We start from the raw sequence: 466 nt of genomic DNA, 5'->3' as shown, positions 1-466 counted from the left end.
GTAAGCGTCAAATAAAAGACGGGTATTTTCTCGACCGCCTCCTTGGGATAATTCCTTTATTCAAGGAGGCTTTTTCATGGAATCAATCATCCCTGCAATCGATCTCGGTATCGATTTCTCCAAAGTTAAAAACATCTATCTGGCTCAGATGCCTGCTGACCTTCGCAAAGGAATTGACGGTTACGTCTCCCTGGTTCAAGGACCTCTCGCTCTGGATCCGCTGGATGGATCCCTCTTTCTCTTCGTTAATCGACAGAAGAACAAGATCAAAGGTATCCTTCGTGACGGAAATGGATTCTGGCTTGTTTATAAGCGACTCTCCAGATCTTCCCTTCAGTGGCCTGTCAGCACTGACCAGTCCGACTTCATGCGAATTGACTGTTCGCAGCTGGCTTCTCTGCTTTCCGGTCTGTCGATTGTTCCCCAGCCGGCATTTCTGCCACGAACTTATAAGTATGTTTAAACC

The 466-nt window shown here is 47.0% G+C and carries 1 protein-coding gene; it reads left to right on the top strand.

Features of this window, described 5'->3' with window-relative positions:
- Window positions 1-76 precede the first annotated feature (76 nt).
- Window positions 77-463 carry an IS66 family insertion sequence element accessory protein TnpB gene (gene tnpB, locus Afil_RS10735; RefSeq protein ID WP_230268547.1) on the top strand — a complete coding sequence of 129 codons (387 nt, stop codon included), beginning with the start codon at window positions 77-79 and terminating at the stop codon, window positions 461-463.
- Window positions 464-466 lie beyond the last annotated feature (3 nt).

The organism is Allobaculum fili, assembly GCF_020969955.1.
In the GTDB taxonomy this organism is placed as follows: Bacteria; Bacillota_I; Bacilli_A; order Erysipelotrichales; family Erysipelotrichaceae; genus Allobaculum; species Allobaculum fili.
The sequence above is the reverse complement of the archived record's forward strand: the minus strand, read 5'-3'. Positions and strand labels throughout refer to the sequence as shown.

What these genes read in the sequence shown, in the direction of transcription:
- tnpB (WP_230268547.1), top strand. Translation starts at nt 77, where the DNA reads ATGGAATCAATCATCCCTGCAATCGATCTCGGTATCGATTTCTCCAAA.